This is a genomic window from Micromonospora sp. 4G55 (assembly GCF_016803375.1).
Map to the genome: position 1 here is coordinate 12,076 of NZ_JAEVHN010000004.1, position 25,538 is coordinate 37,613.

Consider the following 25,538-nt stretch of genomic DNA (forward strand, 5'->3'; position numbering starts at 1 on the left):
GTCAGGCACGACGCACCAGGTTTGTTCGTCACGATTCGGGTCATTCGTGAGCGCGGGCGACATCAGGTCGGGGAGACGGTGAGGTGACTGGTCGTGGACCTCTTGCGCAGGAAGTCGGTCGAGCAGTCGATGCGCGACACGGAGCAGCCGGAGCACCGTCTTCGCAAGGACCTCTCCGGGCTGGACCTCACCGTGTTCGGCATCGGGGTCATCATCGGTACGGGTATCTTCGTGCTGACCGGGGTGGCCGCGAACCAGACTGCCGGGCCGGCGGTCGCGCTGTCCTTCGTCGTGGCCGGGATCGCCTGCGCGCTGGCAGCGCTGTGCTACGCGGAGTTCGCGTCCACCGTGCCGGTCGCCGGCAGCGCCTACACCTACTCGTACGCGGCGCTCGGCGAGCTGATCGCGTGGATCATCGGCTGGGACCTCATCCTGGAGTTCGTCCTCGCCGCTGCGGTGGTGGCCGTGGGCTGGTCGCAGTACTTCGCGCTGCTCCTGGAGACGCTCGGGGTGACGCTGCCGCCCGCCATCACCGGGGGCGAGGGCGGCGCGTTCAACCTGCCCGCCGCGCTGATCGTGTTGCTCCTCACCGCGGTCCTGGTCGCCGGCATCAAGATCTCGTCACGGCTGAACGCCGTGGTGGTCACCATCAAGGTGGCGGTGGTCCTCTTCGTGATCGTCGCCGGACTGTTCTTCGTCAAGCGCGACAACTACACGCCGTTCGTCCCGCCGGCCGAGCCGGCGTCGGGCGGCTCCGGCGCCGACGCCACCCTGCTGGAGGCCGTCTTCGGGCAGGCCCCCGCCAACTTCGGGATCAGCGGCATCTTCGCCGCGGGTGCCCTGGTGTTCTTCGCGTTCATCGGCTTCGACATCGTGGCCACCGCGGCGGAGGAGACCCGGGTGCCGCATCGCGACGTGCCGCGCGGGATCCTCGGTTCGCTGGCGATCTGCACCACGCTCTACGTCGCCGTCTCCCTGGTGGTGGTGGGCATGCAGAACTACGCCGAGCTGGACACGGAGGCACCGCTGGCCGCGGCGTTCCAGGCCGTCGGGCAGCCGTTCATCGCCAACCTGATCACCGTCGGCGCTCTCGCCGGGCTGACCACGGTGGTCATGATCCTGATGCTTGGGCAGAGCCGGGTCGCGTTCGCCATGAGCCGTGACGGGCTGCTGCCGCGCTGGTTGGGGCGGGTGCATCCGCGCTTCGGCACCCCGCACCGCATCACCATCATCGTCGGCGTGGTGGTGGCCGTGCTCGCCGGGTTCATCCCGCTGGAGGAACTCGCGGCATTGGTCAACATCGGCACCCTGTTCGCGTTCGTCCTCGTCGCGGCGGCGGTCATCCTGTTGCGCCGTACCCGGCCGGACCTGCCTCGCGGCTTCCGCGTCCCCTGGGGACCGGTGATTCCGGCTCTCGCGATGGTCGCCTGCGCCGTGCTGATGCTGTTCCTCACCGTCGAGACCTGGCTGCGGTTCTTCGCCTGGATGGCGGTGGGGATCGTCGTCTACTTCCTCTACGGCCGTCGTCGCAGTCGCCTCGCCCACGGCGGGCAGGACCGCCCACCGATGCCTGACCAGCCGGACCTCGACACCGGTTTCGGCTCCTCGTCGCCCCCGCCGCGCTGACCGGCTGATCGTCCCGGCCGAGGATTCCCGGAGCGGGTGTGGGTGGACCGGTGCCGCGCCTGGAGCGGCTGGGCCAGCCCCACTGCAACGTGCAGCCGGAGTTCAACCGCCACCTGACCGGCCTGCCGGCGGCCGGGTTCAGGCTGTTCGGGCAGTGTCGGTGATGTGCGCGAGTACGGCCGAGTAGTCCCGGTCGCCGAGGCCGGCTTCCTGGGCTGCCACGACCCACTGCCGAGCGGCCGCGGCGACCGGCAGTTCGACACCCGCCGACTCGGCGGCCGCCACGACCAGATCGGCGTCCTTACGGGCGAGTGACAGCGCGAACCGGAGCGGGAATTCGTCCGACTCGATCGCCGGCCGCCGCCGATCCGCTTGCGGGCCGACGGGAGTCGCGGACAGGACCTTGAACGCGATGTCGCGCGCAGTCCAAGCCCGTCCGCGAGTGCGAGCGCCTCACCGAGGACGGCGAGCACCCCGAAGAGGGTCGAATTGGCGACCAGTTTGGCGGCCGCGCCGGCACCGAGTGGTCCGACATGCATCGGCGAGCCGAGAGCGCCCAACAGCGGCATCCACTGTTGGGCAAGCTGCTCCGGCCCTCCGACGAAGATCCGCAGCGAACCCGACTCGGCCTCCGAGACGCTGCCCAGCACCGGCGCATCGAGCAGGCCGACACCATCGGGCAGCATCGCGGCCAACCGTCGCACCGCGGGCGGCCCGACGGTGGACATTTCAGCGAGCGTCGTCGAGGCGGTGGAACCGGCGGCGACGCCCTGCGGGCCCTCGACCACCTCTTGCAGCGCGGCCGGGCCGGACAGCATGGTGATGACAAGATCGGCCCGGCGGGCAGCCTCTGCCGGACTGCCGGCAGCGACCGCGCCACGCGCCACGAGATCGCTGGCCCGCTGCGGCGTGCGGTTCCAGACAACGAGGTCATGGCCGGCATCGAGCAACCGGCCCGCCATCCGGCTACCCATCCCACCCAGACCGATCACCGCGACCGTGGCCATGGCCCCATCCTGCCAACTTCCCCCGCCCGATGCCGCACCTACCGCCGACGTCACCTCAGGTGCGTACGAAGGCGACGGTGCCACCGGCGACCATGACGGTCTGGTCCGTGCCGCTGACAGGTGCGGCGGCACGGCCGGCGGGTCAGACCTGCGTGATCACGTTCTTGCCGTACGAGGTAAGGGTCTTCTCCTTGTCGTCGTGCATGAGGTAGAGGGCGAAGTTGTGCACCCCGATCTCCCCGAGCTCCTGCAGCCGGTCGACATGGGCTGACTCGGGGCCGACGAGGCAGAACCGGTCGACGATCTCATCGGGCACGAAGTCGGTGGACGGATTGCCGGCGCGGCCGTGGTGGGCGTAGTCGTAGCCCTCGCGGCCCCTGATGTAGTCGGTGAGCGCCTTCGGCACCACCCCGGAGTCGCCGTAGCGGGCGACCAGGTCGGCCACGTGGTTGCCGACCATGCCGCCGAACCAGCGCAGCTGATCCCGTTGGTGCGCGAGGTTCGTGCCCACGTAGGCCGGCGCTGCGACGCACATGGTGATCGAGTCCGGATCTCGACCTGCCGCGGTGGCCGCATCGCGTACCGCGCCGATCGTCCAGCGGGCGATGTCGGGATCGGCCGTCTGCAGGATGAAGCCGTCGGCCTGCTCGCCGACCAGCCGCAGCGCCTTCGGGCCGTAGGCGGCCATCCAGATTTCCAACCGGCCGTCCCGCACCCACGGGATGCGCACCGGCGTGCCGTGGTGTGCGACCTCGTTGCCTTCGGCCAGCTCCTTGATGACGTGCATCGCTTCTCTCAGCGTGGCCAGGCTCGCCGGCGGCTGGCCGATGACCCGCCGGGCCGAGTCGCCGCGGCCGATCCCGCACACCGTGCGGTTGCCGAACATGTCGTTGAGCGTGGCGAAGAGCGACGCGGTGACCGACCAGTCGCGGGTGCTCGGGTTGGTCACCATCGGCCCGACGATCAGGTGCTTGGTTGCGGCGAGGACCTGCGAGTAGATGACGAACGGCTCCTGCCACAGCACGCAGGAGTCGAACGTCCACCCGTAGCGGAACCCGTTGTCCTCGGCGGCGGTGAGGCCGGCCACGACGTCGCGAGCCGGCGGGTCGGTCTGCAGTACGACACCGAAGTCCACCGCTTCTCCTTTTCAGACGAGGTACTGACTGAGATCGCGCTTGAGGAACCTGCCGTGCCCGGCCGCGCCGTGGAAGGCGTTGTCGTCGACCACGACCCGACCACGGGACAGCACGGTGGAGACCTTTCCGGTCAGCTCCATGCCCTCGTACGCGGAATAGTCCACGTTCATGTGGTGCGTGCTGGCCGAAATGGTCTGCCGGGCCGTCGGGTCGTACACCGTGATGTCCGCGTCGGCGCCCGGCGCGATGACGCCCTTGCGCGGGTAGAGGCCGAACATCCGGGCGGGCGTGGTCGAGCTGATCTCCACCCAGCGCGCCAGGGTGATCTCGCCCTTCACGACGCCCTGATAGAGCAGGTCCATCCGGTGCTCGACGCCCGGCATCCCGTTCGGGATCTTGGAGAAGTCGCCCCGGCCCAGCTCCTTCTGGTCCTTGAAGCAGAAGGGGCAGTGGTCGGTGGAGACCAGCGACAGGTCGTTGGTGCGCAGGCCCCGCCACAGTTCCGCCTGGTGCTCCTTCGGACGCAGCGGGGGAGAGGCGACGTACTTCGCGCCCTCGAAGTCGGGCCTGGCCAGATCCTCCAGCGACAGGAACAGGTACTGCGGGCAGGTCTCGGCGAACACGTTCTGCCCGGTGTCACGCGCCTGGGTGACCGCGTCCAGGGCGTGCGCGGCGGACAGGTGCACGATGTACAGCGGCGCGCCGGTGACCTTGGCCAGCGCGATCGCCCGGGAGGTCGCCTCGCCCTCCAGCTCGGGCGGCCGGGTCAGGCCGTGCTGCACCGGGTCCGTCTGACCGTTGGCCAACGCCTGCGCGACGAGCTGGTCGATCGCGATGCCGTTCTCCGCGTGCATCATGATCATCGACCCGGTGTCCCGGGCCTTCTGCATCGCCCGCAGGATCTCCCCGTCGGTTGCGTAGAAGACCCCCGGATAGGCCATAAACATCTTGAACGTGTTGACGCCCGCGTCGATGCAGGCCTCCATCTCCTTCAGCGACGTGTCGTTGACGTCCGAGACGATCATGTGGAACGCGTAGTCGATCGCGCAGTTGCCGTCGGCCTTGCCGTGCCACTTGTCCAGCGCGGACAGCACGGACGTGCCCTTGGCCTGTACGGCGAAGTCGACGATGGTCGTCGTGCCGCCCCAGGCCGCCGCGATCGTCCCGGTCTCGAAATTGTCCGCCGAGAACGTGCCGCCGAACGGCATCTCCATGTGGGTGTGGCCGTCGATGCCGCCCGGCACCACGTACTTCCCGGCGGCGTCGATCACGCGCTCGGCGCCAGCCGCCCACTGCTCGGCCAGGCCCGAGTCGGGCGCGGCGAGCGCCGCGATCCGCTCACCCTCGACCAGCACGTCCGCCGGGTACGCCCCGGTGGCGTTGACGACCGTTCCGTTGCGGATGACGATGCTCACGGCTTCACCAGCGATTCGTACGTGTCGGGACGGCGGTCGCGGTAGAAGGCCCACAGGTCGCGGACCTCGGCCAGCGCGTCCATGTCGAGGTCGCGGACGACGACCTCCTCCGCGGTGTCGGAGCGGCGTCGCCGACCAACTGGCCGCGCGGGTCGACGAAGTAGGACTGGCCGTAGAAGTCGTTGTCGCCCAACGGCTCCACCCCGACCCGGTTGATGGTGCCGACGTAGTACTCGTTCGCCACCGCCGCCGCCGGCTGCTCCAGCCGCCACAGGTACTCCGACAGGCCGCGGCTGGTCGCCGACGGGTTGAAGACGATCTTCGCGCCGGCCAGGCCGAGCGCCCGCCAGCCCTCGGGGAAGTGCCGCTCGTAGCAGATGTAGACGCCGATGCGCCCCACGGCGGTGTCGAACACCGGATAGCCGAGGTTTCCCGGCCGGAAGTAGAACTTTTCCCAGAACCCCTTCACCTGCGGAATGTGGTTCTTCCGGTGCTTGCCGAGGTAGGTGCCGTCGGCGTCGATCACCGCAGCGGTGTTGTAGTAGACACCGGGCTGCTCCTGCTCGTACATCGGCACGATCAGCACCACGCCGTGCTGCTCGGCGACCTCGCGCATCAGCGCGGTCGTCGGCCCGTCCGGGATGGCCTCGGTGTACGAGTAGTAGTCGGCGTCCTGGATCTGGCAGAAGTACGGGCCGTAGAACAACTCCTGCAGGCAGACCACCTGTGCGCCCTGCGAGGCGGCGGTGCGGATGGCCTCGACCGCTCCTGCGATCATCGACTCCTTGTCGCCGGTCCACTTCTGCTGCACCAGCCCGGCTCGGATGCTGTTGCTCATCAGGATCGCGGCGTGGAAACCCGGCCGTGTAGGGCCGGGAGGTAACGCCGCTCCCTCCCCTCGATGCTCGTTTTGCGTGGTGGCTGGATAGAATGTGAGGCGTGGGTGAGGCGGTGAAGCGGGCATACAAGTACCGCTTCTATCCGACCCCAGGGCAGGCCGATCAGCTCAACCGCACCTTCGGGTGTGTGCGAAAGGTCTACAACCTCGCCTTGGAGGCGCGCACCCGTGCGTGGGCCGCTGACCAGCAGCGCAGCACCTATGTGCAGTCCTCGGCGTGGCTGACCGAGTGGAAGCGCACCGAGGAGCTGGCGTTCCTTAACGAGGTCAGCTCGGTGCCGTTGCAGCAGACGCTGCGGCACCTGCAAGCCGGGTTCGCCGCGTTCTGGCGCAAGCGGTCGCGCTACCCGCGTTTCAAGGCCAAGCGCAAGTCCCGGGCGTCGGCGGAATACACCCGCTCGGCGTTTCGCTGGCGTCACGGGCAACTCACCCTGGCCAAGATGGACGCCCCGCTGGGCATCGTGTGGTCGCGGCCCTTGCCCGAAGGGGCCGAACCGTCGACGGCCACGGTGTCCCGCGACGCGGCCGGTCGGTGGTTCGTGTCCCTGCTGGTCGACGACCCCACCGTCAAGCCACTGCCGCCGCTGTCCACGGCGGTCGGGGTGGACGTGGGCATCACGAGCCTGCTCACCTCGTCCACCGGGGAGAAGATCACCAACCCGCGTCATGAGCGCGCCGACCGGCGCAAGTTGGCCAAGGCGCAGCGGAACCTGTCCCGTAAGGGCAAGGACACCAAGAACCGGGCCAAAGCTCGGCTTGCCGTGGCCCGCATCCACTGCCGCATCGCCGACCGGCGGCGGGATAACCTGCACAAGCTGTCGACTCGACTCGTCCGCGAGAACCAAACGGTCGCGATCGAAGACCTCAGCGTGCGCAACATGCTGCGCAACCACAGCCTGGCCCGCGCCATCTCCGACGCGGCATGGACACGCCTGCGGAACATGATCGAGTACAAGGCCGCCTGGTACGGGCGGCAGGTGATCGCCGTCGACCGCTGGCATCCGAGCACGAAGACCTGTTCGGCGTGCGGGCGGATCAACAACGCGATGACCCTCGGCGTTCGCGCCTGGACGTGTCCCGGCTGTGATGCCGTGCACGACCGGGACGTCAACGCCGCGTGCAACATCCTCGCCGCCGGGCTGGCGGAGAGGTAAAACGCCTGTGGAGGGCCGGCAAGACCCGACCCGCGTCAGCGGTGAAGGCGCGGCCCGGTGAAGCAGGAACCCCCTCGGTTGACCGAGGGAATCCCCGCCCTTCAGGGCGGTGGAGGATGTCAATTCTCCCCCTTCGCGTGCGCGGTGCGCGGCATCGACAGCGCCAGGTAGACGAGGAACCCGGCGATCAGCCCGACCACCCAGCTGTAGTCGTAGAGCGGCTTGAGGAACGGGATGAGCCCGTCGGACGGGAACGGCCCCTTGCCGGGCGCGGAGTAGGCGCCACCGACCGCGAGGACCGCGCCGACGACGGTGGCGACGATGGCGGGCCAGTTCCACCCGCCGGAGAACCAGTACCTGCCCTCGGGGCGGTAGAGGGCCGGCAGTTGGAGGCTGGTGCGGTGGCGGACCCAGTACCCGGCGATGAGTACGCCGGCGACCGCGCCGAGCAGGCCGCCGTAGAACCCGAGCCAGACGAAGATGTAGATGTTGGGGTCCTGCACCAGGCGCCACGGCTGGATCAGGATGCCGAGCACGCCGGTGATCAGGCCCCCGGTCCGGAAGTTGACCAGTCGGGGCGCGGCGTTGGAGAAGTCGTACGCCGGGCTGACCGTGTTCGCCGCGACGTTCACCGACAGCGTGGCCACCACGACGGTGAACAGGCCGAGCGCGACGACCAGTGGGTTCTCGAACTTCGCGGCCAGTTGGATGGGGTCCCAGATGGCCTCGCCGTAGATCACGGCCGTGCCCGAGGTGATCAGGATGGACAGGATGGCGAAGAAGGACATCGTGGTGGGCAGGCCGAGGATCTGGCCGGTGGCCTGCTGCCGCTGGCTGCCACCGAACCGGGTGAAGTCGGGGATGTTCAGCGACAGCGTCGCCCAGAAGGCGATCATCCCCATCAGGGACGGCGCGAACAGCTTCCAGAAGTCGGCGCCCCAGCCCAGCTTCGACGGCTCGGACAGGATCGGGCCGAGCCCGCCCGCCTCGACCAGCACCCAGATCAGCAGGGCGACGGCGACCACGATGACGAACGGTGCGGCCCAGTTCTCGAAGCGCCGCAGGGTGTCCATGCCCCGCCAGATGATCGCCATCTCGATCGCCCAGAACAGGAAGAACGAGGCCCACAGCGTCCACGGGTAGTCCATCACCGTCGCCGCGTCGACCCACCAGGAGCCGAGCAGCTTGCCGGCGATCGCGTAGATCGCCTCGCCGCCGATCCAGGTCTGGATGCCGAACCAGCCGCACGCGATGAAGGCGCGCAGCAGGGCCGGGAGGTTCGCGCCGCGGACTCCGTAGAACGCGCGGGCGAAGACCGGGAAGGGGATCCCGTACTTCGTGCCCGCGTGGCTGTTCAACAGCATCGGGATCAGGACGAGCAGGTTGCCCAGCGTGATCGTGAGGAATGCCTGCACCCAGTTCATGCCGAGCTGGATGAGCCCGGCGGCGAGCAGGTAGGTGGGGATGTTGTGCGCCATGCCGATCCACAGCGCCGCGAAGTTGTACGTGGTCCAGGTGCGCTTCTCGATGGGAACCGGGGCGAGTTCCTCGTTGAAGTAACGGCTGTCGGCGATCGTCGAGAAGTCCCGCAACTCGACTCGGCCGTCCGGATGGGTGATCTGTGTGCCCGGCTCGACCGCGGTGGTCTCGGTGGGGGGCAGGGGTTCAACGGCCATCGGTCACCTCCCTGTCACGCTGCCGCAACAGCGGCCGGCCAACCGGCGCGTGCTGCGGGTGGGGGCGGATCAGCACGATCTTTACCGGAATGGTGGGTGTCCCGGGCCCGCCACGGGCAGCGGCAAAGTGTCCACGCTTGCCATGATCGGGGCACACTCTGTCCACGGGCATGCCGGCGCGGAGCTGTCAATCGCCGCGGTGGATGGATTCGGGTCTCCGGCCGGACCCTTGACCTGTCACGCGTCGTCGAGTTCGTGCACCAGCAGCGCCACGTACAACGACAACATCGACTCCGGGTCCTCCAGCGACACCCCGAGCACCTGCGCGATCCGCGACAGCTGCTGGTAGTACGCGGTGCGCGACAGGTGCGCCGCGCCGGCCGCCGCCGACTTGTTCCCGCCCTGCTCGCAGAAGCAGCGCAGCAGCTCCACCAGCCGGCTGCCCTGGCTGTCATCGCGCGCCAGCAGGGGTCCGAGCTCCCGGCGAGCGAAGGCCCGGACGCGCTCGTCCTCGCGCAGCAGGTGCAGCAGGCCACGCAGTCGCACGTCATCCAGGCGGTGGTAGAGCGGGGTGCCGGGGGAGCGCAGGGCGGCACCGGCGACGTGAGCAGCCTCCCCCAGACTGCGCCGCACGTCCGACACCTGCGACACCGTCGTTCCGACTGCCACCACCACGGCACCGGCGGCCGAGCGGTGCACCTCTCGGGCCAGGCGCCGCAGCACCGGGTCGACTCCCGCCTGCGCGGGCAACGACAACAACGCGCGCACGCTCGTCTCGTCCACGACGCCCACCAACGCCGGCACGCTCACCCGGCGCGCGGCCAACGCGGTGGCCTCCGCGAGGTCCCGCAACACCTCCTGCGTGGCCAGTGCGGGGGCGCGTGGCGTGATGCTCCCCGGCCGGATCGCCACCCCGACCAGTTGCCGCCGTTCCAGCGCAACGCCCAACGCGGCCGCCCGTGCCGCCAGGTCAGGAGGCGGCAGTGCCTGGCCGAGCAGCTGCGCGAGCAACATCCGGTGCGTCTGCCGCTCCAGGCTCTCTCGATCCCGCGCCACGAGCCGGTGCACCGCCAGTGCCGACGCGGCCCGCTCCGCGACCACCACGTGCCGGTGCGGGGGAGGGGCCGGCGAGAGCAGCACCAGCCGTCCCCAGTCGGCGCCCTGCGCGCCGACCGCGGTGATCAGCCAGCCGGCTTCCTCGTCGTAGGCGGTCCGTTGGGACACCGCCACGGACCGGGATCGTTGCCCCCAGTCGGTCAGCAGCTCGATCGGGTCCTGCCCGGCCGCGTCGTACGCCAGCACGTCGTGCCCCAGCGTCTCCAGCACGACCGGCAGGCCGGAGATCCTCGCGACCTCGCGCAACACCTCGGCCGGCTCCGCCCCGGCGACCGTGAGCGCGGTGAACGTCTCGTGCACCTGCTCAGCGGCCCGCAGCTCGGCGAGCTGCGCGTCCACGATCAACGCCACGACCGCCTCCGTGACGGACACGAACTGCGTCTCCCGGGCCAGCGTGATCAACGGCAAGCGGTGTCGGTCCGCAGCCGCCACCAGCGCCTCCGGCACGTGGTCGCTCCAGCGCCGGACCAGCTCCACCACGAGCCCCGCCGCGCCGACCGCGGCCAGGTCGTCCACGTACGTCGTCAGCGCGGTTTCCTCGTCCGGCAGCGCGATGCCGGTGGTCAGCACGAGCTCGCCGCCGCGCAGCAGATGGGCGATGTCGGCGACCTCCGCCGCGTGGACCCAGCGGACATGCCCCTGCAAGCCGGCGGACCCGGCGACGACGCGGGGCCTGGCGCGCCGGATCACGGGCAGCGCCATGGCTTCGGCGACCGTGGGATACATGCGGCCTCCCCGTGCGAGGGATGCACACAACGTAGTGCCATCGGTGCCGACCCGTACAGGTTGTCGGTGGCGGCGAGCACCGAAGTCTCGCGACACTCGGCTCAGTCACGAGAGACGGAGGACGCGATGGCGCATCGGGAGTTGCTGCATCGACACCGGTCCGTGCTGCCGAAGTGGCTGGCCCTCTACTACGAGGAGCCGATTGAGATCGCCAGCGCGCACGGTCGCCGGGTGACCGATCGCGAGGGCCGCACGTACCTCGACTTCTTCGGCGGCATTCTCACCAACTCGGTCGGCTACGACGTGGCCGAGATCAGCGACGCGGTCCGCGCGCAGATCGACACCGGCGTGCTGCACTCCTCGACGCTGTACCTGATCGAGTCGCAGGTCGAGCTCGCCGAGAAGATCGCGCAGCTGTCCGGCATCCCGGACGCGAAGGTGTTCTTCACCAACTCGGGCACCGAGGCCAACGAGACCGCGTTGATGCTCGCCACGCAGTACCGCCGTAGCGGGCAGGTGCTCGCGCTGCGCAACTCGTACCACGGGCGCGCGTTCGCCACCGTCGCGATCACCGGCATCCGCGGCTGGTCGGCCAGCGCGCTCAGCCCGATCACGGTGAGCTGGGTGCACGGTGGCTACCGGTACCGCAGCCCCTTCAAGGACCGGTCGGACGCCGACTACGTCAAGGCGTGCGTCGCCGACCTGCGCGAGGTGATCGAGACAACCACCGCCGGCGACGTGGCCTGCATGATCGTCGAGCCGATCCAGGGCGTGGGCGGGTTCGCCTCCCCGCCCGACGGCCTGTTCCGCGAGTTCAAGAAGGTGCTCGACGAGTACGGCATCCTGCTGGTCTCCGACGAGGTCCAGACCGGTTGGGGCCGTACCGGCGAGCACTTCTGGGGCATCCAGGCGCACGACGTCGTGCCGGACGCGATGACCTTCGCCAAGGGACTCGGCAACGGTCTGGCGATCGGCGGTGTCGTCGCGCGCGCGGAACTCATGGACTGCCTGCACGCAAACTCGATCTCCACCTTCGGTGGCAACCCGATCTCCACGGCGGGGGCCCTCGCCACCCTCAACTACCTGTTGGACCACGACCTGCAGGCGAACGCCGCAAAGCTGGGAAACCGCCTGATCCAGGGTCTTCGCTCGGTCGCCGCGACGCATCCGGTGGTCGGCGACGTACGCGGCAAGGGTCTGATGCTCGCCCTCGAGTTCGTCGGCCCGGCCGGCGAACCCCACCCCGCGGCCGCCACCGCCCTGCTGGAGGAGACCCGCAGTCGCGGACTGCTGGTCGGCAAGGGCGGCCTGCACGGCAACGTGATCCGGCTGGCGCCGCCGATGACGCTCACCGAGGAGGAGGCCGACGAGGCGCTGGGCATCCTCGCCGAGGCGATCGAGGCGGTGTCGGCATGAGGATCACGCACCGGATCGGCGGCAAGGCCTGGACCGGTATCGCCCAGCGCACGGGTGACGTGTACGACCCCGCGACGGGTCAGGTCGGCGGGCAGGTCGATTTCGCCAGCGCCTCGGACGTCGACGAGGCGGTCACCGCCGCCCGCGAAGCCTTCTCCCGGTGGCGCCACGCCTCGCTCGCTCAACGCGCGAACGTGATGTTCGCGTTCCGCGAACTGCTCAACGCCCGCAAGTCCGACCTCGCCGAGATCATCACCGCCGAGCACGGCAAGGTGCTCTCCGACGCGGCGGGCGAGATACAGCGGGCGCTGGAGGCGGTGGAGTTCGCCTGCGGCATCCCGCAGCTGCTCAAGGGCGGGTTCAGCGAGAATGCCTCGACCAAGGTGGACGTGTACTCGATCCAGCAGCCGCTCGGCGTGGTCGGGGTGATCTCCCCGTTCAACTTCCCGGCGATGGTGCCGCTGTGGTTCGTGCCCAACGCCATCGCGTGCGGCAACACCGTGGTGCTGAAGCCGAGCGAGAAGGACCCCTCCGCGGCGAATTTCCTGGCGGAGCTCTTCGCCGAGGCCGGGCTACCCGATGGCGTGTTCAACGTCGTGCACGGCGACAAGGAGGCGGTCGACCGCATCCTCGAGCATCCGGAGGTCAAGGCGGTCTCGTTCGTCGGGTCGACGCCGATCGCCCGGTACGTCTACGAGACCGGAACGCGTCACGGCAAGCGGGTGCAGGCGCTCGGCGGCGCGAAGAACCACATGGTCGTGTTGCCCGACGCCGACCTCGACCTCGCCGCGGACGCCGCCGTCTCGGCCGGTTTCGGCTCGGCCGGTGAGCGCTGCATGGCGATCTCCGTCGTCGTGGCGGTGGACCCGGTCGGCGACGAGCTGGTCGGCAAGATCAGCGAGCGGATCACCGGACTGCACGTCGGCGACGGTCGCCGCCCGGGCTGCGAGATGGGACCGCTGGTCACCGGAGCGCACCGCGACCGGGTGCGGTCATATCTGGACGCCGGCCGGTCCGCGGGCGCGAAGCTGGTGGTCGACGGACGCGATCAACCCATCGACGGTGACGACAGCGGCTTCTGGCTGGGGCCGACCCTCTTCGACCACGTCGACGTGGACATGTCCATCTACACCGACGAGATCTTCGGTCCGGTGCTCTCGGTGGTACGGGTCGCCAGCTACGACGATGCGGTCGACGTGGTGAACGCCAACCCGTACGGCAACGGCACCGCCATCTTCACCAACGACGGCGGCGCCGCGCGGCGGTACCAGAACGAGATCGAGGTCGGCATGGTCGGCGTCAACGTGGCGATCCCGGTTCCGGTCGCGTACTACTCGTTCGGGGGTTGGAAGGACTCCCTGTTCGGCGACTCGCACGCGTACGGGCCGCACGGCGTGCACTTCTTCACCAGGGCCAAGGTGGTCACCAGCAGGTGGCTCGATCCGTCCCACGGCGGCGTGAACCTCGGCTTCCCACAGAACACCTGAGCAACCGAGCAGGGCCAAGGCAGCGATCGAAGTGTCGACCGGCGCTTCGATCGCCCTTCGGGGAACATGGTGGCCATGGTGTTACCCAAGCGGTTGGCGCGGTTCAACCGGGTCGTCACCAACCGGGTGACTGGTCCGCTGGCCGGGCGGCTGCCGGGCTTCGGCGTCATCATGGGATGACCGACTGGGCGAGGAACGTGCTGGCGGCAGGCGGCTGTGACCTGGAGATCCGCGGCCGGCGCGTGCGGCTCACCGCTCCCCGCCTCGTGCACGACCCCGCCCGCCGGGACCTGCCGCCGGTCGTCCGCCAGCTCGTCGGCATGATCGGGGTGACGGAGTTCCTCCATCTCCGCACCGTGCCTTGTGCACAGCACGTCGACCAGTAGTGCTTTGTCAGGTCGGCGTGTCGCGGGGTGGGAGCCGAGGCGAGCTTCACCGCGTAGCCGGCCCCGGAACGACGTCGCGGCCGGCCTGGCGCACCCACTTGCGCAGCGTCTCGGCCGACCCGATCCCGAGCCTCGCCGCGATCTACTCGATCGTCTCCGGCCGCCGCTGTTGCGTTTCGAGCGCGATCACCGATGCATAGATGAAACGCTGTCGCATCCTGAGGAGACGTCTCATGCCGATCGCCAGAAAACTCGCCGGCACCGCCCTGGCCACCGCGCTCGTCGTCGTCGCCGCGACACCCGCCCAGGCAGCCGTCACCGATCCGTTGTACGACAAGCAGTGGGGCCTGCGGCAGATCCACGCCGAACAGGCCTGGGCGACCAGCACGGGTGCCGGTGTGGTGATCGCGGTCGTGGACACCGGCGTCGACCTCAACCACCCGGATCTGGCAGCCAAGCTTGTGCCCGGCGCGACCTTCGTCGACTGTGGCTCAACCTCCTGCGGCAACGGCGACTGGCGGGGCCCGAACGGCAAGCCCGACGCCAGCGACGAGCACGGCACGCACGTCGCGGGCATCGCGGCCGCCGCCACCGGGAACGGGGTGGGCGTCGCGGGCGTCGCTCCCGACGCGCGGATCATGCCGATCAAGGTGCTGGAAGCGGGCAGCGGCAGCTTCGCCGACATCGCTGCGGGCATTCGCTACGCGGCCGACCACGGTGCCAAGGTGATCAACCTCAGCCTCGGCGCGCTGCCGGGATCCCAGGCGCTCACCCTCACCGGCCTGGAGTCGGCGGCGACCGAGGCGATCGCGTACGCGCAGGCGAAGGGCGTCGCGGTCATCGCCGCCGCCGGCAACGAGACGGCACCGCTCTGCGACACCCCGGCCTGGGAACCTGGAGCTCTCTGCGTCGCCGCCACCGACCGGAACGAGGCGAAGGCGTGGTACTCCAACCTCGGCGTGAAAGCTGACCTGAGGGCGGTTGCCGCTCCCGGCGGCGCCGGCCTGGTCACCTGCGACGACGACGTGTGGTCCAGCGTCCCGGTGGGCACCGGCTCGGCCACCTGCGGGCAGGGCGCCTACGACGCCTATGCCGGCACGTCGATGGCCACCCCCTACGTCGCGGGGGTCGCGGCCCTGCTCTTCGCCCAGCAGCGCAGCCTCGACAACGTCTACTCGGTCCTGATGTCGACGTCCCGCACCCCGGTCGTCGGCCTGCGCGGTGTCTACACCCCGGCTTACGGCTGGGGCATCGTCGACGCCCAGGCCGCCGTGGCGGCGCCCCCGCACCTGACGCCGACCGGGACGTCCCGGCTGCGGCTCACCCCGTGCCAGCACCCCGACCAATGACGCCTGTTCGTTGAGAGGCCGGCGTACGCGACGTCCATGGCGGGCGGGATTCCGACCCCGGGTTCTGCCCGCCGTGGCGCGAACAGCGCACCGTGCGGCCCTGCCGGAAGTAGCCGTTTCCCAGCCGACACCGCGCCCCTTCACCGCAGCGGCCGTCTCGCGGCCACGGAGGTGCTCCGATCAGGGTCGAGCTCGACGCGACGACCGCGGGCTCGCCGCCGGTGGGGAGTCGGCGAGTTCCGCGATCACCTCGGCGTGACAGCGCTCCGGCACGCACCAGCAGCCGAGCCTGCGCCCGCGCAGATCCGGCAGGAGGGCGAGGAGTTCGGGGCTGTCGAGCAGGTACGCGCGGTACTTCTCGATTACCTCGTCCCGGGTGCCGTCCGGTCCGGGGCGGTACGGGCTGGACAACGGGGATTGCGGGAGCTGCCAGCCGCCGCGATACATGGCGCGCCCGACGTAGACCACGTCGGCGTACGCCGGGTCGTCGCGGTGGCCCTTCAGGTTGACGACGGTGGTTGCCCGCATGCCTCGGCTCCTCGGTTCTCCCGGCAAACGGTAGTCGGGCCGATCCGTGCCCGGCCAGCTTGCCGGTAGGCCAGACTGCACGGGTGAGGGTCACCGCGCTCACCAGCAGGTGGACGCCGTGGCGGTTCGTGACCGCCTTCGGTGTGGTCAGCCTGCTGTCGGACATGGTGTACGAGGGCGCCCGGTCGGTCATCGGCCCCTACCTGGCCACGTTCGGCGCGTCCGCGACGCTCGTCGGGCTGGTCACCGGCGCCGGCGAGGCGACCGCCCTGGCCGGGCGGCTGGCCACCGGACCCCTAGCGGACCGGACCCGCGCCTACTGGCCGCTCGTCCTGGTCGGCTACGCCGTGACCATGGTCGCCGTGCCCGCTCTCGGGCTGACCACCGCGCTGTGGCTGGCCGCGGCGCTGTTCGTCGCGGAGCGCGCCGGCAAGGCGATCCGCGGCCCGGCGCGGGACGTCATGCTCTCGCACGCCGCCGGGGCAGTCGGCCGCGGCAAGGGCTTCGCCGTCCACGAGGCGCTCGACCAGGCCGGCGGCGTGGCGGGGCCGCTGCTGGTCGCCGCCGTACTGGCCGTCACCGCCCACCACTACCGGCCCGCGTTCCTCGCCCTGGCCGTACCCGCCGTGGCGGCGATGCTCCTGCTGCTGTGGCTGCGCGCCGGCGTGCCCGACCCGCGTCGCTTCGAACCGGGCCCTCGACCCGGCGCGGCGCCCGCTGCGCCGGGCGGCCGGCTGCCCCGGGTGTTCTGGACCTATCTGGCGTTCACGGCGGTGACCACGGCCGGCTACGCCACCTTCGGGGTGCTCAGCTTCCACCTCGCCACCCGGCACGTCGTACCCGTGGCGGTGGTCCCGGTCGTGTACGCCGCCGCGATGGGCGTCGACGCGCTCGCCGCGCTGGCCTCCGGGTGGCTGTACGACCGGGCCGGCGTCCGGGTACTGGCCGCCGTACCCGTGCTGACCGCCCTGATCCCGCTGGCCGCCTTCACCACCACCCCGGCGACCGCGATCGCCGGGGTCCTGGCCTGGGGCGCGGTGCTCGGCATCCAGGAATCCACCATGCGAGCGACCATCGCCGACATCGTCCCCGCCGCGCGGCGGGGCACCGCATACGGCATCTTCGCCGCCGGCCTTGGCGGGGCGACGCTGGTCGGTGGGCTGCTCACCGGCGCCCTCTACGACTACTCGATCACCGCCGTGATCGTCACCGTCGCCGCCATCCAGGCCGTCGCCCTGGCCCTGTTCCTCGCCATCGTCCGACCGGCGACCTGACGCGACCTCCGGTCAGCTCACCTTCGGGGTGGCGCGGGAGATGATCCCGGCGAAGTCCACGCCGGTCGGCAGGGTGCCGTACGCCAGGCCGTGATCGCCGCCGAGCCGGGACGCGCAGAAGGCGTCGGCGACGGCGGGGTGGCCGTGCCGTACCAGCAGCGCGCCCTGCAGCACCAGGGCGAGCCGCTCGACGACGCGCCGGGCCCGCAGTTCGAGGTCGTCGCGGTGGGACAGGTCGGCCTGCACCTGGCGGACCGCGGCGTCGAGCCGTGCGTCGGTGCCGGCAGCGGCGCTCACCTCGGCCTGGAACGCCTCCATGACCTGCTGTTCCTTCATGAGAGCGCGCAGTACGTCCAGTGCGGCGACGTTGCCGGAGCCCTCCCAGATCGAGTTCAGCGGCGACTCGCGGAACAGCCGCGGCATGCCCGACTCCTCGACGTAGCCGTTGCCGCCCAGGCACTCGAGGGCCTCGGCGGCGTGTGCCGGCCAGCGCTTGCAGACCCAGTACTTGCCGACCGCGAGGGCGAGCCGCTTGAACGCGGTCTCGCCGGCGTCGCCGCGCGCGGACCGGTCGGTCGCTCCGGCGAGGCGCATCATGAGCATGGTGGCGGCCTCGGACTCGACCGCGAGGTCCGCCAGTACGTTGCGCATCAGTGGCTGGTCGACGAGGTACCGGCCGAAGGCCTGCCGGTGGGTGACGTGATGGGCGGCGGTGATCACCCCCTGACGCATCCCGGCCGCCGCGCCGATGACGCAGTCGAGGCGGGTCAGATTGACCATGTCGATGATCGTGCGGACGCCACGCCCCTCGTCGCCGACGCGCCAGGCGACCGCGTGCTCGTATTCGACCTCGGACGAGGCGTTGGATCGGTTGCCGAGCTTGTCCTTCAGGCGCATCAGGCGCATCGGGTTGCGGGTGCCGTCCGGAAGGACGCGGGGGACCAGGAAGCAGGTGAGCCCGCCCGGCGCCTGGGCGAGGGTGAGGAAGACGTCGCACATCGGTGCGGAGGTGAACCACTTGTGCCCGACGAGCCGGTAGCTGCCGTCCGGCGCCGGGCGGGCGGTGGTGGTGTTGGCGCGTACGTCCGAGCCGCCCTGCTTCTCCGTCATCGACATGCCCGCCAGCAGCCCTCGCTTCGTCAGCGGCGAGCGCAGCCCGAAGTCGTACGTCGTGGCGGTGAGCAGCGGCTCGTACTGCGCGGCCAGCTCCGGGTTGTGCCGCAGCGCCGGCACGGCCGCGTAGGTCATCGAGATCGGGCAGCCGTGGCCGGCGTCGGGGCGCCACGTGTAGAACTTGGCGGCCCGGGCCACGTGTGCGCCCGGTCGGTCGTCCGCCCACGGCGCGGCGTGCAGGCCGTGCGTGACCGCCGTGCGCATCAGCTCGTGCCAGGCGGGGTGGAACTCGACCTCGTCGATCCGATGGCCGTAGCGGTCGTGGGTGCGCAGGGTCGGCGGATGCTCGTTGGCCAGCCGCCCGTACTCGATGGCCTGCTCGCTGCCGCCCAGCCGACCGAGCTCGTGCAGCTCGGCGGCGGCCCAGCCGGCGCCCTCCCGCTCGAGCCCGTCGAGCAGTGCCGGGTCGTCCGCCGCGTCGTAGCCGGCCAGCGGTGGGACCTGGTTGAACACCTCGTGCGTCATCACGGCGATACTCCCAGCGCGCGGTGGATGAAGGCGATCAGGGCGGGGATGGTGTCCGGGCCGGCGACCCCGGCAGCCAGCGGACCGACCATGGCTTCGGCCAGGGCGCCGACCAGCGCGGTCGCGGTCAGGTCGGGGTCCTGCGGGGGCAGTTCACCGTTCGCCACACCGGCCGCGACGTGGCCGGCGATCAGTTCGGCGTACGCCCGACGGAAGACGAGCCGCTCGGCGTCGACCGCCGGGTCGACCGGCTCGGCGAGCAGGGCGTACGCAACCGCGGGGGACTGCAGCGCGCGCCCGGCGAACGTCTCCACGACGGCGGACATCTGCTCGGCGGCGGTGGCCTCCAGCGCCGCGGCGCGCGCGACCGCGTCGACCTCACGCTGCGAGGCCGTGCGGAACACCTCGGCGAACAGGTCGGCCTTGGTCGGGAAGTGGCGGTAGACGCTGCCCGTCGCCAGGCCGGCCCGCTCGGCGACGGCGGCGACGGAGCAACCGGCATACCCGTGCTCGGCCATGATTCCCAGGGCCGCGGCGATGATCCGCTCCCGGGAAGCGTGCAGCCGAGCCTTCACGAGGTCGGTGCTCCGGTAGGCCACGCAAGGATTGAACCACCATTCAATCCTTGGCGACAAGGTGGTGTACCCGGCAACTTGGGCGTGCTTCAGAGGTGCCGCTGCGACCGCCAGACGATCTCGGTGTGATCACGGGGTCTTGACATCCGCCGGCAATCTTCAGACCCTTTGTTCGGCTACCGAATTTACTGTCGGAAGGAAGTGCTTCCATGGCGGCTGCGACCTCTGGGCCGCGCCTGCGGGACGTCAACCGGGTCGCCGTGCTCGCCCTGATCGGCCGACACGGACCGATCTCGCGCGCCGACATCGCCCGGCGGCTCGGCCTCAGCCCGCCGACCGTCACCGCGGTCACCCGCTCGCTGATCGAGGCCGGGGTCATCCGCAAGGTCGACGACGGCGTCCCCCGGGGCGGCCGACCGAGCGAGCTGCTCGCGGTGGTGGGTCCGGCCGGGCACGCGGTCGGGGTCAAGGTCGCCACCGGGCGGCTGACCGGCGTGCGCGCCGACCTCGACGGCACCCTGCTGGACACGTTCTCCGCACCGTTCGACGAGGCCGCCGTCAACCCCTTCGAGGCGTTGTCCGAGCTGCTCGCGCCGCACCTGGCCGCGGTCGACGACGCGCCGCTGCTCGGGGTCGGGCTCGGTGTCCCCGGCTTCGTCGACAGCCGTACCGGACTGGTGGAGGCGCCGCTGCTGGGCTGGCGGCACATGCCACTGCGCGCCTACCTGACCCAGCTGCTCGACGTGCCGGTGCTGGTGGACAACGACGTCAACACCCTGGCGGCGTACGAGCACCTGTACGGGCTGGGCCGGCCGTACGAGGACTTCCTGACCATCACCCTCGGGCAGGGTGTCGGCGCGGCCGTCGTCTCCGGTGGTGACCTGCGCCGCGGCGGGCACGGTGCGGCGGGTGAACTCGGGCACCTGCCAATGGATCCCGCCGGCCCGCCCTGCCACTGCGGCAAGCGCGGCTGCCTCGAGACGTACGTCTGCGACGGCGCGCTCGTGGAACAGGCGCGCGAGGTGGGTGCCGTCGGTCCGGACGCCGGTCCGGCCGACCTGCGCGCGGCGGCGGACAACGGACACGCCGGGGCCCGGGCCGTCTACCGGGCCGCCGGCGCCCGCCTCGGCACCGTCGCGGCTGGGCTGGCCACCGTGCTCGACCCGCAGGCGGTGCTGGTCAGCGGCGAAGGGACCCTGGCCTGGACCGCACCTGGCCGAAGGATTCCTCACCGCCCTGCGCGCCGGCATGTTCCCGCCGCTGGCCGACGGGGTCAGCGTGCACGTGGACCCGTGGGACGACACGAAGTGGGCGCTGGGCGCCGCCGCCCTGGTGCTCCGGGCACCGTTCACGATGAACGCCGAGCCGCACGCCGACGCCATCCGGGCGCGGCTGGCCGCCTTTCCCGGTGCCGAGGTGGCCCAGTGACCGGGCCGCGTACCGCCACCACCGCAGCGCCCACGGCGCCAGGGAAAGCGCCGGCGCCGCGGGTCCGCCGATCCGGTGCCGCCCGCCGCCGGTTGCGCACGGCCGTTGCGGCGGCCGGCTTCCTCGCCCCCAGCCTGCTCCTGCTGCTCGGCTTCTGGATCGGCCCGATGCTCGGCACCGCCTGGGTGAGCCTGCAGGACTGGAACCTGATCGGCGTGCCGACCTTCGTCGGGTTGGACAACTACGCCGAACTGCTCGGTGACGCCGAGTTCCACGCCGCGCTCGGCCACACCCTGGCCTATCTGGCCGGCTACCTGCCGCTGGTGCTGGTCTGCGGGCTCGCCGTGGCACTGCTGCTGGACGCCAAGCTCCCCGCGATGACCCTCTACCGGGCCACCTTCTTCCTGCCGGTGATCAGCAGCTGGGTCGCCGTGTCACTGCTGTGGAAATGGCTGCTCAACCCGGCCGACGGGCTGGTCAACCGCATCCTCGGCGCGCTCGGCGTGCCGGGACCCGGGTGGTGGACCGACCCGGACTGGGCGATGCCCTCGGTGGTGCTCGCCTCCGTCTGGAAGGACGTCGGGTTCGTCGCGGTGATCCTGCTCGCGGGCCTGCAGGCCATCCCGCGCGACCTGCTGGAGGCCGCCGCCCTCGACGGGGCCGGCTGGTGGCGCAAGCTGCGCAGCATCACCCTGCCGATGATCTCCCCGTCGCTGTTCTTCGTCACCGTGATCAGCCTGATCAACGGCTTCCAGGTCTTCGACCAGGTGTGGGTGATGACCGAGGGCGGTCCGGGTGGCGCGTCCAGCGTCGTGGTCGAGCAGATCGTCAACAACGCCTTCTCGTACGGGCGGGTCGGCTACGCCTCGGCGATGAGCATCGTGCTCTTCGCGGTGATCCTCCTGGTCACCCTGGTCCAGCTCCGACTCCAGCGTAGGTGGGTGCACTATGAGTAGGAAGCTCCTGCGGTATGTCGCGCTCACGCTCGGCGCCGTGGCGATGCTCGGGCCGTTCGCGTGGATGCTGATCACCTCGCTCACGGGCGACGGGCAGCTCGCCCGGGTCGACGCGCCCCTGCTACCCGATCCGCCCACCGTCGAGCCCTACGGGCGGCTCGGCGAGGCCTTCCCGTTCTGGCGCTTCGCCGCCAACAGCGTGGGCGTCGCCGTCGTGTCCACCCTGCTTCAGCTCTTCACCAGCGCCACCGCCGCGTACGCGTTCAGCCGGCTGCGGTTCCGGGGCAGCGGCGCGGTGTTCGTGCTCTACCTCGCCACGATGATGATCCCGATGCAGGTGATCATCGTCCCGCTGTTCATCGAGATGCGTCACCTCGGGCTGGTCGACAGCTACGCCGGGCTGCTGCTGCCCACGATCGTCTCCAGCTTCGGCGTGTTCATGCTCCGGCAGGCCTTCATGGCGCTGCCGACGGAGCTGGACGAGGCGGCGTACGTCGACGGGGCCGGACACCTGCGGGTCTTCGCCCAGGTGCTGCTGCCGCTGGTCGCCCCGGCGCTGGCCACGTTCGCCGTCTTCGCCTTCATGTCGAGCTGGAACGCGTTCCTCTGGCCGCTGATCATCGCGCAGACCGAGACGCACATGACCCTGCCGGTCGGCCTGTCGCTGCTCCAGGGGCGGTACAGCACCGCCTGGAACGTCGTCATGGCCGGCTCGACCATGTCCGTCCTGCCGATCCTCGCGCTCTACGTCTTCGCCCAGCGCTACGTCGTGCGCGGCATCACCTTCACCGGAATCAAGTCCTAGCTTCCCCACCGGACACCCCCGAGGAGAGATCCGATGACCACAAGAAGACGAGTCCTGGCAGCTGCCGCCGGAGCGCTCGCCGCGGTGAGCCTGCTCGCCGCGTGCGGGCAGGACGCGTCCGGCGGCGCGGACGACGGCGCCACCGGCACCGTCACCTACTTCACCTTCTCCGCCGCGCCGGACCACCTGAAGGACCTCGACGCGATCAAGGCCGAGTTCGAGAAGCAGAACCCGGGCATCACCGTGCAGGTGCAGACGGCCGCGTACAACGACTACTTCACAAAGCTGCAGACGGCGATCGCCGGCGACACGGCGCCGGACACCTTCGAGCTCAACTACGAGAACTTCGTGACGTACGCCCGAGCCGGCGCCCTGCTGCCGCTCGACGAGCGGGCCAAGGCCGACAAGGACTACGACGCGAACCGGCTGTACCCGAAGGCGCGGGAAGCCTTCCAGTTCAAGGGCAAGCTCTACGCGGTGCCGTCGACGTTCTCCGACGTGGTGCTCTTCTACAACAAGAAGCTCTTCGACGCGGCCGGTGTCGCCCACCCCACGGCGGACTGGACCTGGGCCGACGAGCGGGCGGCGGCGGAGAAGCTGACCAACAAGGCCAAGGGCGTCTACGGCGACTACCAGCCGGTCACCTTCCACGAGTTCTACAAGGCCCTCGCTCAGAACGGCGGCTCGTTCCTCTCCGAGGACGGCAAGAAGGCGACGTTCAACGACGCCAAGGGCCTCGAGGCGGCGCAGTGGCTGCTCAGCAAGCCGGGTACGGTGCAGCCCACCGTCGCCGAGATCGGCGGCAAGGCCGACTACGACACCGCCCTGTTCACCTCCGGCAAGCTCGCCATGTGGCACAACGGCATCTGGCAGATCTCCAAGCTCGCGGGCACCGCCGGGCTGGACTTCGACATCGTCACCGAGCCCGGTAACACCCGGCAGGCCAACGCGGTGTTCATGAACGCCACGGCGGTGTCCGCGAAGACCAAGAAGGCCACCGCGGCCTGGAAGTGGGCCCGGTTCCTCGGCAGCTCGCAGAAGGCCGTGGAGACCCGGCTCGCCTCCAACTGGGAGCTGCCGGCGGTCAACGACCAGGCCGCGTTCGACAGCTATCTGAAGAAGACGCCGCCGGCCAACCGCAAGGCCGTGTTCGACGCGCTGGAGGACATCGCGCTCCCGCCGGTGCTCGACGCGCAGCAGTCGAAGATGCAGGACATCGTCACCCAGGCGCTGGAGAAGTCCGCCTCCGGCCAGGCCACCCCGCAGCAGGCGCTCGACGACGCGGCGGCCGCGGTCACCGCCCTCATCAAGTAACCGACCCGAGCGGGGCGCGGCCGTTTCGCACTCGGCCGCGCCCCGCGCCGGACCACACCGACACCTCCTGGAGGAGCCCCGTGCCGACCGCCGCACGGTCCGACCTGCGCACGCTGGTCGAGTCCAGCCTCACCCTCATCGAGGCCCACCAGCATCCGTCCGGCGCTTACCCGGCCAGCCCCGACTACCCCGTCTACCGTTACAGCTGGCTGCGCGACGGCGCCTTCATCGCCGACGCCATGAGCCGGGCCGGCCGAGTGGCCAGCGCCGACCGGTTCCTCCGGTGGTGCGCCACGGTGATCGACTCCCGCGCCGACCGGATCGCCGACCTCGTCGCGCGGGCCGACCGGGGCGAGGAGATCGGCGCCGACGAGATGCTGCCGACCCGGTACACCCTCGACGGCGGCGACGGTGACGAGCCCTGGTGGAACTTTCAGCTCGACGGGTACGGCACCTGGCTGTGGGTGCTCGTGACGCACACGGCCCGGCACGGGCGGGCGATCGACGCGTACCGGCCCGCGATCGAGTCCACGGTGGACTACCTGGTCGCGTTCGGCGACCGGCCCTGTTACGACTGGTGGGAAGAGCACGCCGAGCACCGGCACGTCGCCACGCTCGGCGCGGTGCTGGCCGGGCTGCGCGCCGTCGTCCACGCCCGCGACGCGCACGGCGAGCCGCTGCTCGACCCCGCCCGCGCCGCCGCCGCCGCTGCGACAGTCGACAAGCTCGGGGCGCTCGTCGCCACCGACGGCATCGCGGACGGGCACCTCACCAAGTGGCTGGGCGGCACCGCCGTCGACGGCAGCCTGCTGGCCTGCCTCACCCCCTTCGAGGTGGTCGACCCGCGCGGCCCGGTCGCCGAACGCACCTACGACCAGGTACGCGACAAGTTGCTGCGCGGCGGCGTCTACCGCTACCTCGGCGACACCTTCTACGGCGGCGGGGAATGGCTGATCCTCACCGCCTGGTTGGGCTGGCACGAGGCGCGCACCGGCCGGACCGAGGCGGCGCTGGGCCGCCTGGACTGGATCGTCGGCCAGGCCACCCCCGAGGGCCACCTGCCCGAGCAGGTCAGCGGCAACACCCAGCACCCCGGACACATCACCGAGTGGACCGAGCGGTGGGGGCCCGTCGCCACCCCTCTGCTGTGGTCGCACGCCATGTTCGTCACGCTCGCCCTGGAGGTCGGACTGTGAATGACCACCTGATCAGCCACCGCCCGGCCGGGACCGGCCACCCGTACCGGTACGACCTGGACCAGCGCGTCCCGGTGCATCCGCTGCGGGGCGAGGAGTACGAGATCCGGGTGCTCACCGACCCGCAGGTGACCGACGTCCGGGTCGAGTTCGGCGACGGCACGCAGGTGCCCGCCGAGCGGGTCGACCCGGCCACCGTGACCCTCGACTTCGGTGCGCCCGCCGCCTCGCCGACCGGCTCGGCAGGTCACCTGGCCTCCGCCGCCTCGGCCGCTCCGGACACCGGCGGCCGCACGGCATGGATCGCCCGGGCCACGGGGGGGCGGGGACGACGCGTACACCATCGCCGGCCGGACCGCGGCGGGCGGTGACGTCCGCACGGACGCCTTCCCGGTACGGCCGCTGGCCTGGCAGCCCGACGGCGGGCGGCTC

The 25,538-nt window shown here is 70.7% G+C and carries 20 protein-coding genes and 2 pseudogenes; 12 read left to right on the forward strand and 10 right to left on the reverse strand.

From position 1 onward, the window contains the following. Nucleotides 1–93: 93 nt before the first annotated feature. Nucleotides 94–1,626 (forward strand): amino acid permease, encoded by a 1,533-nt coding sequence (locus tag JNW89_RS00820; RefSeq protein ID WP_238447200.1) that lies wholly within the window; start codon nucleotides 94–96, stop codon nucleotides 1,624–1,626. A gap of 138 nt (nucleotides 1,627–1,764) precedes the next feature. Here the strand turns inward: JNW89_RS00820 and JNW89_RS38435 are convergent, their stop codons facing one another. The 5 genes and pseudogenes from JNW89_RS38435 to JNW89_RS00840 form a co-directional block, all read right to left on the reverse strand. Continuing rightward, a complete protein-coding gene (locus tag JNW89_RS38435) occupies nucleotides 1,765–2,040 on the reverse strand; it encodes an NAD-binding protein (RefSeq protein ID WP_375155025.1) in 276 nt (91 codons plus the stop codon). Nucleotides 2,041–2,177: 137 nt separating this feature from the next. Then, nucleotides 2,178–2,633 (reverse strand): annotated as a pseudogene (locus tag JNW89_RS38440) (NAD(P)-dependent oxidoreductase); the annotation flags it as partial. 142 nt (nucleotides 2,634–2,775) lie between these two features. Then, a complete protein-coding gene (locus tag JNW89_RS00830) occupies nucleotides 2,776–3,768 on the reverse strand; it encodes a TIGR03842 family LLM class F420-dependent oxidoreductase (protein WP_238447202.1) in 993 nt (330 codons plus the stop codon). A gap of 12 nt (nucleotides 3,769–3,780) precedes the next feature. Next, nucleotides 3,781–5,184, reverse strand: coding sequence for a dihydropyrimidinase (gene hydA, locus JNW89_RS00835; protein ID WP_238447203.1), 1,404 nt, complete (start codon nucleotides 5,182–5,184; stop codon nucleotides 3,781–3,783). Beyond that, nucleotides 5,181–6,022: pseudogene (locus tag JNW89_RS00840) on the reverse strand (nitrilase-related carbon-nitrogen hydrolase). The gene hydA and the pseudogene JNW89_RS00840 overlap by 4 nt, the downstream one beginning before the upstream one ends. 101 nt (nucleotides 6,023–6,123) lie before the next feature. Here JNW89_RS00840 and JNW89_RS00845 point away from each other — a divergent pair. Beyond that, complete coding sequence (locus JNW89_RS00845; protein WP_238447205.1) at nucleotides 6,124–7,236, forward strand: transposase; 1,113 nt, start codon at nucleotides 6,124–6,126, stop codon at nucleotides 7,234–7,236. 119 nt (nucleotides 7,237–7,355) lie between these two features. Here JNW89_RS00845 and JNW89_RS00850 read toward each other — a convergent pair whose 3' ends face one another. Continuing rightward, the gene (locus JNW89_RS00850) at nucleotides 7,356–8,912 is read right to left on the reverse strand and encodes an NCS1 family nucleobase:cation symporter-1 (RefSeq protein WP_238447206.1); all 1,557 of its coding nucleotides are present in this window, start codon (nucleotides 8,910–8,912) and stop codon (nucleotides 7,356–7,358) included. Between the two features lie 237 nt (nucleotides 8,913–9,149). Then, entirely contained in the window at nucleotides 9,150–10,754 is a 1,605-nt protein-coding gene (locus JNW89_RS00855; RefSeq protein ID WP_238447207.1) for a PucR family transcriptional regulator, read from the reverse strand. A gap of 126 nt (nucleotides 10,755–10,880) precedes the next feature. Here JNW89_RS00855 and JNW89_RS00860 point away from each other — a divergent pair, with 126 nt between their 5' ends. The 4 genes from JNW89_RS00860 (at nucleotide 10,881) to JNW89_RS00875 (ending at nucleotide 15,392) form a co-directional block, all read left to right on the forward strand. Further along, nucleotides 10,881–12,170 carry an aspartate aminotransferase family protein gene (locus JNW89_RS00860; protein WP_238447208.1) on the forward strand — a complete coding sequence of 430 codons (1,290 nt, stop codon included), beginning with the start codon at nucleotides 10,881–10,883 and terminating at the stop codon, nucleotides 12,168–12,170. Beyond that, entirely contained in the window at nucleotides 12,167–13,657 is a 1,491-nt protein-coding gene (locus JNW89_RS00865) for a CoA-acylating methylmalonate-semialdehyde dehydrogenase (protein WP_238447209.1), read from the forward strand. The genes JNW89_RS00860 and JNW89_RS00865 overlap by 4 nt, the downstream gene beginning before the upstream one ends. Nucleotides 13,658–13,833: 176 nt before the next feature. After that, a complete protein-coding gene (locus JNW89_RS00870) occupies nucleotides 13,834–14,043 on the forward strand; it encodes a hypothetical protein (protein ID WP_238447210.1) in 210 nt (69 codons plus the stop codon). A 233-nt stretch (nucleotides 14,044–14,276) separates the two neighbouring features. Then, entirely contained in the window at nucleotides 14,277–15,392 is a 1,116-nt protein-coding gene (locus JNW89_RS00875) for a S8 family peptidase (protein ID WP_238447211.1), read from the forward strand. A gap of 180 nt (nucleotides 15,393–15,572) precedes the next feature. On the opposite strand, the gene JNW89_RS00880 is transcribed toward JNW89_RS00875, so the two are convergent. Further along, the gene (locus tag JNW89_RS00880) at nucleotides 15,573–15,920 is read right to left on the reverse strand and encodes a DUF4326 domain-containing protein (RefSeq protein WP_238447212.1); all 348 of its coding nucleotides are present in this window, start codon (nucleotides 15,918–15,920) and stop codon (nucleotides 15,573–15,575) included. 83 nt (nucleotides 15,921–16,003) lie between these two features. On the opposite strand from JNW89_RS00880, the gene JNW89_RS00885 reads away from it, so the two are divergent. Further along, nucleotides 16,004–17,194, forward strand: a complete 1,191-nt coding sequence (locus tag JNW89_RS00885) for an MFS transporter (RefSeq protein ID WP_238447213.1) — start codon at nucleotides 16,004–16,006, stop codon at nucleotides 17,192–17,194. Nucleotides 17,195–17,206: 12 nt separating this feature from the next. On the opposite strand, the gene JNW89_RS00890 is transcribed toward JNW89_RS00885, so the two are convergent. After that, nucleotides 17,207–18,835 carry an isovaleryl-CoA dehydrogenase gene (locus JNW89_RS00890; RefSeq protein ID WP_238447214.1) on the reverse strand — a complete coding sequence of 543 codons (1,629 nt, stop codon included), beginning with the start codon at nucleotides 18,833–18,835 and terminating at the stop codon, nucleotides 17,207–17,209. Continuing rightward, nucleotides 18,832–19,431 (reverse strand): TetR/AcrR family transcriptional regulator, encoded by a 600-nt coding sequence (locus tag JNW89_RS00895; RefSeq protein ID WP_238447215.1) that lies wholly within the window; start codon nucleotides 19,429–19,431, stop codon nucleotides 18,832–18,834. Before JNW89_RS00895 ends, JNW89_RS00890 begins: the two co-directional genes overlap by 4 nt. Nucleotides 19,432–19,616: 185 nt before the next feature. Between JNW89_RS00895 and JNW89_RS00900 the strand changes: the two genes are divergently transcribed. From JNW89_RS00900 to JNW89_RS00920, 5 genes are all read left to right on the forward strand, one after another. Further along, a complete protein-coding gene (locus JNW89_RS00900; protein WP_238447216.1) occupies nucleotides 19,617–21,791 on the forward strand; it encodes an ROK family protein in 2,175 nt (724 codons plus the stop codon). Beyond that, nucleotides 21,784–22,596 (forward strand): carbohydrate ABC transporter permease, encoded by an 813-nt coding sequence (locus JNW89_RS00905; RefSeq protein WP_238447217.1) that lies wholly within the window; start codon nucleotides 21,784–21,786, stop codon nucleotides 22,594–22,596. The genes JNW89_RS00900 and JNW89_RS00905 overlap by 8 nt, the downstream gene beginning before the upstream one ends. A gap of 33 nt (nucleotides 22,597–22,629) precedes the next feature. After that, nucleotides 22,630–23,910 (forward strand): sugar ABC transporter substrate-binding protein, encoded by a 1,281-nt coding sequence (locus tag JNW89_RS00910; protein ID WP_238447218.1) that lies wholly within the window; start codon nucleotides 22,630–22,632, stop codon nucleotides 23,908–23,910. 80 nt (nucleotides 23,911–23,990) lie between these two features. Continuing rightward, nucleotides 23,991–25,106 (forward strand): glycoside hydrolase family 15 protein, encoded by a 1,116-nt coding sequence (locus JNW89_RS00915; RefSeq protein ID WP_238447219.1) that lies wholly within the window; start codon nucleotides 23,991–23,993, stop codon nucleotides 25,104–25,106. Continuing rightward, nucleotides 25,103–25,477 carry a hypothetical protein gene (locus tag JNW89_RS00920; protein WP_238447220.1) on the forward strand — a complete coding sequence of 125 codons (375 nt, stop codon included), beginning with the start codon at nucleotides 25,103–25,105 and terminating at the stop codon, nucleotides 25,475–25,477. The genes JNW89_RS00915 and JNW89_RS00920 overlap by 4 nt, the downstream gene beginning before the upstream one ends. The last annotated feature ends 61 nt before the right edge of the window (nucleotides 25,478–25,538 follow it).

Excerpts from the sequence above, each read along its gene's own strand:
- JNW89_RS00875 (WP_238447211.1), top strand. The coding sequence starts at position 14,277 with ATGCCGATCGCCAGAAAACTCGCCGGCACCGCCCTGGCCACCGCGCTC.
- JNW89_RS00855 (WP_238447207.1), bottom strand. The coding sequence starts at position 10,754 with ATGTATCCCACGGTCGCCGAAGCCATGGCGCTGCCCGTGATCCGGCGC.
- JNW89_RS00880 (WP_238447212.1), bottom strand. The coding sequence starts at position 15,920 with ATGCGGGCAACCACCGTCGTCAACCTGAAGGGCCACCGCGACGACCCG.
- JNW89_RS00865 (WP_238447209.1), top strand. The coding sequence starts at position 12,167 with ATGAGGATCACGCACCGGATCGGCGGCAAGGCCTGGACCGGTATCGCC.
- JNW89_RS00910 (WP_238447218.1), top strand. The coding sequence starts at position 22,630 with ATGACCACAAGAAGACGAGTCCTGGCAGCTGCCGCCGGAGCGCTCGCC.
- JNW89_RS00870 (WP_238447210.1), top strand. The coding sequence starts at position 13,834 with ATGACCGACTGGGCGAGGAACGTGCTGGCGGCAGGCGGCTGTGACCTG.
- JNW89_RS00860 (WP_238447208.1), top strand. The coding sequence starts at position 10,881 with ATGGCGCATCGGGAGTTGCTGCATCGACACCGGTCCGTGCTGCCGAAG.
- JNW89_RS00905 (WP_238447217.1), top strand. The coding sequence starts at position 21,784 with ATGAGTAGGAAGCTCCTGCGGTATGTCGCGCTCACGCTCGGCGCCGTG.
- JNW89_RS00850 (WP_238447206.1), bottom strand. The coding sequence starts at position 8,912 with ATGGCCGTTGAACCCCTGCCCCCCACCGAGACCACCGCGGTCGAGCCG.
- JNW89_RS00900 (WP_238447216.1), top strand. The coding sequence starts at position 19,617 with ATGGCGGCTGCGACCTCTGGGCCGCGCCTGCGGGACGTCAACCGGGTC.